This window comes from Streptomyces nanshensis, assembly GCF_001751255.1.
Lineage (GTDB): Bacteria > Actinomycetota > Actinomycetes > Streptomycetales > Streptomycetaceae > Streptomyces > Streptomyces nanshensis_A.
Genome location: NZ_LJGW01000250.1, coordinates 1255 through 9178 on the forward strand (window position 1 = coordinate 1255; position 7924 = coordinate 9178).

Consider the following 7924-nt stretch of genomic DNA (forward strand, 5'->3'; position numbering starts at 1 on the left):
GGCGCCGGATCCGGGGCCGGATCCGGGGCCGGATCCGGGGCCGAGGGCACCCTGTGGCTGTTCTCGCCCGACACCACGGGCCGGGCCCAACTCGCCTTCGTACGGCGGCGGGTGGCCGTCGTCGCGATCGTCGCCGCGCCCGTCTCGGCGCTGCTGGCATGGGCCGCCGCGTCCCGCGCGAGCCGGCCGCTGCGCCGGCTCCAGCAGCGCACCAGCGGTCTCGATCCGCGTTCCGACACCTCGCGCCTGGAGCACACCCCGACGAGGATCACGGAGGTCGACGACCTCGCGGAGACGCTGCGTACGGTGCTCGCGCGCTACGACGAGCAGGCCGCGCGCACGGCGCAGGCGCTGGCCACCGCCCGTTCCTTCTCCTCCTCGGCCGCGCACGAACTGCGTACGCCGCTGATGAGCATGCGCACCAACCTCGACATCCTCTCCGCGCACCCCCGCCTCGCGGGCGAGGACCGCGAAGAGGTCCTGGAGGATCTGCACCGCGAACACTCGCGGCTGCTGGGCCTGTTGGTGATGCTGCGGGAGCTGGGACAGGGCGACCTCGTCGAGGCGGACGCCTTCTGCCCGCTGGACCTGGCCGAGGTGGCGGAGGCGGCGGTCGCCGACGCGCGACGGCGGGACCGTACGGCGCCGGTGCGTCTGACGGCGGCCGAGCCGGGACTGACGGTGCACGGCTGGGAGCCCGGGCTGCGCTCGCTGCTCGACAACCTCGTCGGCAACGCGCTCGTCCACGGACTCGGTCATGGACTCGGCCACGGACTCGGTCACGGGCGGGGCGCCGTGCCGCCGGCCCAACGCCCGGGCGGTACGGGCGCGTTGGAGCATCCTCCCGGCGTGGAGGTCGCGGTGCGTCCGTACACCTCGCCCTCCGGGCCGGTCGCCGTGCTCACCGTCGTCGACGACGGGCCCGGCATCCCCGAGGAGCAGCGCGCCGCCGTCTTCCAGCGCTTCCGGCGCGGCCCGGACAGCAGCGGCTCGGGGCTCGGCCTGACCCTCGTCGCACAGCAGGCGGCGCTGCACCGGGCGACCGTGGAGATACGGGAGCGCCCGGACGGACGGCAGGGCACCCGCGTCGAGGTACGCGTCCCCCTCGCTCCGCACGAGCAGACCCCCGGCGGCCCGGGGCTGCCGGAGCGGCGGGACTGGCTCATCACAACGGCCTCCGGCTCACAAGGAATTCACAAAGAGGGTCTCTAGCGTCACCGGCCGCGCGGGCGATCCGTACTCGTGCCGTACGTACCGACACGGAGGAGAGACCTGATGAGGAAGACCAAGAGCACCGTCGTCGCCCTGTCCACGGTCGCGGCGCTGCTGGCGACCGGCGGCGCCGCGGCGGCCGTCGCCACGACCGGTGACGACGCGAGCCCCGCGTCGTCCGGGACGGCGCAGGCGGGCGAGCAGACGCAGACCAAAGCGGGGGCCGGGGACGGGGACGGGGCCGAGGAACAGGGCGACGGACAGGCGGACGAGCAGGCACAGGGCGGCAAGGAGCGGCGTGGGCACCACAAGCGGCTCGCGCAGCACGCCCCGAAGAGCGACGGCGCGAAGGCGCTGTGCAAGCGCGCCCCGAAGATCGACAAGCGGATCGACCGGCTTCAGCGCCGGCTCGACGCGGGAGTGCGCGTCCGCGGCTCGGTCGACCGGCTGGAGAAGCGCGTCGAGAACGCGAAGAAGGCCGGCCACGGCGTCATCGCAAGCTTCCTCGGTGACCGGCTGGAGGACCGCCGCGAGCTGAAGGTACGGCTCAAGGACCGCGAGGACGGCCTGAAGAAGGTCCGCGTCTGGTGCGCGAAGCAGGACGAGGGCAAGAGCGGGAGCGACGACGAGAAGAAGAGCGGCGGGAGCAGCGGGAGCAGCGAAAGCGGTGCGAGCGCGGAGAGTTGAGGGCGAGGAGCCGACGGCGGAGAGCCGGCGGCTGACGCGGACGGCTGAGGGCTGAGCGCCGAGCACGCGCGCAGCACCGCACCGGCCGGGGCCGGGCCGTACGGGCCGTACGGGCGGACGAGCGGCGGCATCCGGCCGCCGTACACGCCCGCCCCGGCCCCGGCCGTCGGTGCTCCGCGTCCTCCGGCCGCCCGACGGCTCCGTCTACTCCCCGTACCGACCGACGAGTTGGGGGATACGGGCCGCCGACGTGCCCAGCCCACTCGGCGTACCGGGGCGGCGCCGCTGCGGGTCGGGCCCGTCGCGGAGGTCCTCCTCGCGGTAGCGGCGGCAGCCCTCGTGCCAGACCTTGATGCCGGAGAGCCAGTTCTCCAGGTCCGTCACATACGCGGCGAGTGTGCTGCGCGCGTCCGCGTCCAGCGCGAAGTCGTCGCAGACGACGGGCAGTTCGTGCGCGACGACGTGCTGGAACTGCCGCATGCGTGACGTCATCAGATCGTGTACGACGCCGAGCGCCGACGGGTAGTCGCAGCCGAAGAAGTTCTGCACGACGAGGATCCCGTTGTGGATCTCCCCCTCGTACTCGATCTCCTTCTGGTACGAGAAGACGTCGTTGAGCAGCGCCGCGTAGTCGGCGGCGGCGTTCTCCAGGGAACGCAGCGGCCCGCTGCGGTAGACCTCCGGCGGGATGCCCTCGCTGTGCGACAGGCGGCACAGGCTCATCGTCAGATCCGAGCCGAAGGTCAGCCGGCGCATCTCGATGTAGTCGACCGGATCCGGGATGCGGTGCTGCGTCTGGTTGGCCAGCTCCCACAGCCAACTGCCGGTCATGTCCTCGACGGACCGGCGCAGCGCACGGCGCGCCTCCGGCCGCATGGGTCCGGCCGTACGGGTCCACAGATCGGCGAGCGAGCGCTCCAGCGCGTTCGCGGGCTGCGGAGTGGCTGAACCAGACGGAGCGGCCCGACCGGCCGAACTCGCCGCTTCCGCCGGGTCGTTCAGGGGCATGAAGAGCGCCAGCCGGTCGGTGGCGGTCTTGGCGCCGGCCAGGTCCCGCGAACGCCCGTACACCGCCGGGTAGTAGTCGTCGCCGTATGTGCCCCACGCCAACCAGGCGGAGCTGAGGTCGAGTTGGTCCGGTGTGGCGTCCGGATGGATGCCCGCGGCGCACAGCGGCAGGTCGATGTCGACGATGCGGCGCTCGTCCCAGACGTGCGACAGCGGCACCCCGGGCTGCGGCCGGAGGATGCCCATACGGTGCGCCCACTCCACGAGTCGGCGCCGTGCCGCGTCCAGATGCGGGCTCTGCCGGGCCGTGAACGGCATGCAGAACTCCGGCAGTCGGGACGGGCCCACGCGCTGGTACGGGACGTGCGTGAAGCCGCGCGCCCGCGCCGCCTCCGCGCGCGGCGTCGTCCGTACGGCGGGGGCACCGCCCCGGAACGGCCGGGCCGCGGACGAGCCGAGCCCGGTCGGCCGGAGCCAGGGCTCCACGCCGCGTGCCGCGAAGCGCGCGACGGCGGCGGCCGCGTCGCCCTCCACCGCACCGCCGCCACGGTCACCGCCACCGGCGTAACCGTCGTTCATATAGCGGCTGGAGCGCATGTGCCACTCGTGCCCGCCGGACTGCCAGTCCTGGAGCCCCTTGACGTACGCCAGCACCCCCGCGCTCTCCTCCGGACCGACGCCGAACTCGGCCAGGACCGGGCCCAGTTCGGTCAGTGCGGTGTTCTCGAACTGCTGGAGCCGCGAGGTCAGCAGGTCGTTGACGGCCTCCGCCGCCTCCTGCGTCGAGCACTCCAGAAAGCGTTCGAGCACGAGCACGCCGTTGCTGTTCTCGCCCTCGTCCTCGACCTCGCGCTGGTACGAGAAGAGGTCGTTGCGCAGATGGACCGCATCGGAGAACGCGTCGCGAAGCACCCGCAACGGCCGTGCTCCCGCGACCTGTTCGGGCACCTCGGCGCCCACCGCGAACTCGACGAGCCCCGCCGACCAGGGCGCACCGCCCACCTTGCGCCGCATCTCGATGTACTCGACGGGGTTGGGCACGCGGTGCGCGCCGATGTTGGACAGCTCCCACAGCGATTCGCCCAGCAGGTTCTCCGTGCTCTCGGCGAACCGCACGCGCCAACTGCCGGGCATGCGCGGCACGGTACGGGACCACAGGTCGGCCAGTCCGGCCTCGACCGGGTTCTCCGGCTCGGGCATCCCGGCCCCCGGGTCGGCCGGCATGAAGGCGGCGAGACGGTCGAGATGCGCCTTGCCGCCCTCACGGTCGGGGGTGCGCTTGAACCGCTCCAGGAAGTGGTCGTCGAAGAAGAAGACCCACACGTACCAGTCGGTGACGAGCGAGAGGTCGTCCGCCGAGGCGTCGGGATGGGTGTAGGCGCACAGCAGCGCGTAGTCGTGCGCGGCGAGGTCGTCCTCGTCCCAGATCCCGGACCCCTCCAGCATGCCCATGTCGCGGGCCCACGCCGTGGAGTGCTCGCGCGCCCGCCGCAGATGCGGATTGAGCCGCGCCGGATACGGCATATAGAAGTCCGGCAGTTCGAAGGGCTTCCCGTCCCGTGCTCCCGCTGTCACCGATCGCCCCGGCCTTTCCGCGTACGCGCGTCTCCGCGCCCGCGTCTCGTGTCGCCGCGTCCCGTGTCGCCGCGTCCCCTGTATCCGCCCCCGCCCCCGGTCAGCCCAGCACTACCCGAGCGGGTGACGCCCTATCCGCGCCGAAAAACAGTCATATGAACTGACGCGGGCAGCGGCGCCGTGATCACGCCGCCCGGCCTCAACTCCCGTACGGCGTACGGAAGAACGCCCGGAACACCACACGGAACACGGCACGGAACAACGCTCGGAAGAACACCCTCCGCACCGGGCAACCCCTCCGCCCCACGGCAGCGTCTATACACGCGATGTATACGTGCCGTGTATAGACGTACGGCGATCAACAGCCCCCCACAGAACCGCGGAAGGGAAGCATGTACGGCAAGGCATTCGCGCCCGAGTACCAGGGCGCCCTCGGCTCGCTGTCGGTCAACTCCTCTCTCGCCGACGTACTCGTCCGTGCGACCGAGCAGTTGCGTACGGCCGAGCGGCACGGAACCCCGCGCGAGGCGGCCCGCTGCTCGCTCGCCGTCGCCGAGGCGCACCGGCGGCTGGGCAACACCGGCGAGGCCGAACGGGCCTGGAAGGCGAGCTACCGCACCGCCCGCGGCGCGGACGACCCCGCGGCCATGGCGTGGGCCGCCTGGAGCGGCGGCACGCTGGCCCGCCAGCGGGGCGAAATGGCCCTCGCCCGCCGCCTGTTGGCGCTCGCCGCCGAGCTGGGCGACCGCGCGGACGACGTGCTCGCCCGCGGCTACGCCCTCGCCGGGCTGGCCGAGACCGGACGCATCCAGGGCGACTACGAGGCCGTCGACGCCCTCCACGAACAGCTCCTCGCCGAGGCGCGCGAGCGCGGCGAGTCCCGGCACATGGTCTGGGCGCTGGAGGGGATCGCGCAGATGCGGCGCAACACCGGCGCGTACGACGCGGCGCTGGCGATGTTCGAGGAGGCCGCCGCGATCGCCGAAAAGGCGGAGGACCACCGGGGACGCGCCTGGGCGCTGCGCGGCGTCGCCGACGTGCTCTCCGTACGCGACGGCGACACCGAACGGGCGCTCGCGCTGCTGACCGAGGCCGCCGCGCTGTGCCGCACGATGGATCTGGCCGGCGCGCTCGCCTACAACCACAAGATGCGCGGCAACGTCCTCTACCGGGCGGGCCGTTACCCCGAGGCGCGTACGGCGTACGAGCGGGCGCGGCGGGAGTTCCTCGCGATGGGCGAGCGGCGCGGCGAGGCACTGGCCCGGCTCGGCCTCGTCAAGACCCACGCACGGCTGGGCCGCGAACCCGCCCGTACGGCCGCCGACCTCGACGGACTCCACCGCGATCTCGACGCGATCGGGCTGCGGCACGCACGGCAGTTGACGGACGGCGCACGCGCGGAACTCGGCCTGACACCGGCGATCGCCGCCGCCTGAACGGGAGTCGACCGGGGGCCGGAGGCGGAGGCCGGCCCCCGGGCGGGGGACGCGGACGGGGGACTCCGACGCGCGGCGACCGAAGTTCCGTGCACGGAACGGCCGTTCGCGGGGAACGCGTGAACCATGACCCCGACACGAGTGCGACGAACCCACTGTCCCCGGAAGAGACGCACCCGGACCGCCCCCGGAAAGAGCACCGGAACCCTCGCCGCACGCACGGCGACACGCACGGCAACCGGCACCGGAACGGTCACGGCCGCGACACCCCCGCGTCCTGACGGGCAGTCAACAGGCGCCGCGCGGCGCGGATTTGCGAGCTTGATCAGCACGGTTACAGTGATGCCGATGCTCCCCCAGCTCCTCCCCTCCCCCGGTTCCCCCTGTTCCGTACCGGCCGCTGAAGCGTCCGCTCCGTCACGGCTCCTCCGGGAGGTCCCGTGAAGCAGGAGACAGAGACCACCGCGGCCCGCACCCCGCTTCCCCCGGCGCGTACGGCGTCCTCCTCCGGCCACGCGCCGGCGCCGGACGCCGCACGGCAGGGCGCCTCCCCCGGCGCCCCGCCGCAGCCGGCCGCCGCGGACAAGCCGAAGCGCAAGCAGCGCGACCCGTACTTCGACAACGCCAAGTACCTGGCGATCGTGCTGGTCGCGCTCGGCCACTCCTGGGAGCCGCTGCGCGACGGATCGCGCGCCGCCGGCGCGCTCTACATCTTCGTGTACGCCTTCCACATGCCGGCGTTCATGGTGATCTCCGGCTACTTCTCCCGGAGTTTCGAGGGCAGGCCCCACCAGCTCAAGCGGCTGGTGACGGGCGTGGCCGTGCCGTACGTCCTCTTCGAGGTCGCCTACACGCTCTTCAAGCGCTGGGCCGACGACGATCCCGGATATCCGTTCAGCCTGCTCGACCCGTGGTATCTGACGTGGTTCCTGGCGGCGCTGTTCATCTGGCGGCTGACGACGCCGCTGTGGAAGGCGGTGCGCTGGCCCGTCGCGCTCTCCCTCGCCGTGGCGGTGCTCGCGTCCGTCTCCCCGGACATCGGCGACGACCTGGACCTCCAACGCGTCCTGCAGTTCCTGCCGTTCTTCGTCATCGGACTGCACCTGAAGCCCGAGCACTTCGACCTGGTGCGTACCCGCCGGGCCCGGCTGCTGGCGCTGCCGGTGGCCCTGGTCGCGCTGACGGTGGCGTACTGGGCGGTGGAGCGGATGAACGCCGCGTGGTTCTACCACTACAACAGCGCCCAGGAGATGGGCGCCCCGTGGTGGATCGGCGTCATCATGACCTTCGCGCTCTTCGGCTGCTCGATGGTCCTCACCGCGTGCTTCCTGGCGTGGGTGCCGGGGCGCCACATGTGGTTCACGGCACTGGGCGCCGGCACGCTCTACGGCTATCTGCTGCACGGCTTCGTCGCCAAGGGCTCGCGCTTCTGGGACTGGTACGAGGTGGACTGGGTGCACACCCCGCTCGGCGCGATCGGCGTCACCTGCCTCGCCGCCGCCCTGATCACCGCGCTGTGCACACCGCCGGTGCAGCGTGCCTTCCGGTTCGCGATGGAGCCGAAGATGACATGGGCCTTCCGCAGCGACCCGTCGGCCTCGGCGCGCGAGCGCGTACGGAGCTGAGGCGCGAGCACATCGCGGCCGGTGCAGATCGTCGGTCGAGGGGCCGGTCAGGCGGCGCACATGCCACCGGGCCGGCCCCTTCGGCTTCTCCCCGCCCGTGCCCGGCGCCCCTGCCGTGCACCGCCGTCCCTCCGCTGTCCCGCCGCCAACTGCCGCACGTCCGTTCCCTGTTGGAGCGGCGCCCGCTAGCTTTCCGGTACGACACGTCCGCAACCCGGACATGGCGCATGCCGGGCCGGACGTCTACGGCCCGGTGCGCGCCGACCGCCGCCGTACGCACCGGAAGGACCCCGACAGTGCACGTACCGTCTCCGACATCCGGATCCCCCGCGGGACCCGCCAGATCCGCCGGACCCGCCCGCGGACCGCGCCGTCCGGCCG

Annotated in this window: 5 protein-coding genes (1 of these 5 cut by a window edge); 4 read left to right on the forward strand and 1 reads right to left on the reverse strand. The window is 72.8% G+C overall.

Annotation, left to right across the window (positions count from 1 at the left end; all coding sequences use genetic code 11):
* Window positions 1-1212: the 3' portion of a sensor histidine kinase gene (locus AN218_RS14615; RefSeq protein WP_476755962.1), read on the forward strand. Its footprint begins 90 nt before the window's first position; the window shows 1212 of its 1302 coding nt (coding positions 91-1302); its start codon lies off the left edge, out of view; its stop codon occupies window positions 1210-1212.
* Between the two features lie 63 nt (window positions 1213-1275).
* Window positions 1276-1899 carry a hypothetical protein gene (locus tag AN218_RS36085; protein WP_070017323.1) on the forward strand — a complete coding sequence of 208 codons (624 nt, stop codon included), beginning with the start codon at window positions 1276-1278 and terminating at the stop codon, window positions 1897-1899.
* 204 nt (window positions 1900-2103) lie between these two features.
* Here AN218_RS36085 and AN218_RS14625 read toward each other — a convergent pair whose 3' ends face one another.
* A complete protein-coding gene (locus AN218_RS14625) occupies window positions 2104-4431 on the reverse strand; it encodes a terpene synthase family protein (protein ID WP_070017328.1) in 2328 nt (775 codons plus the stop codon).
* Between the two features lie 443 nt (window positions 4432-4874).
* Between AN218_RS14625 and AN218_RS14630 the strand changes: the two genes are divergently transcribed.
* Together AN218_RS14630 and AN218_RS14635 are read left to right on the forward strand one after the other, a co-directional pair.
* Complete coding sequence (locus AN218_RS14630) at window positions 4875-5918, forward strand: tetratricopeptide repeat protein (protein WP_070017324.1); 1044 nt, start codon at window positions 4875-4877, stop codon at window positions 5916-5918.
* A gap of 440 nt (window positions 5919-6358) precedes the next feature.
* Window positions 6359-7543 carry an acyltransferase family protein gene (locus tag AN218_RS14635; protein WP_070017325.1) on the forward strand — a complete coding sequence of 395 codons (1185 nt, stop codon included), beginning with the start codon at window positions 6359-6361 and terminating at the stop codon, window positions 7541-7543.
* The last annotated feature ends 381 nt before the right edge of the window (window positions 7544-7924 follow it).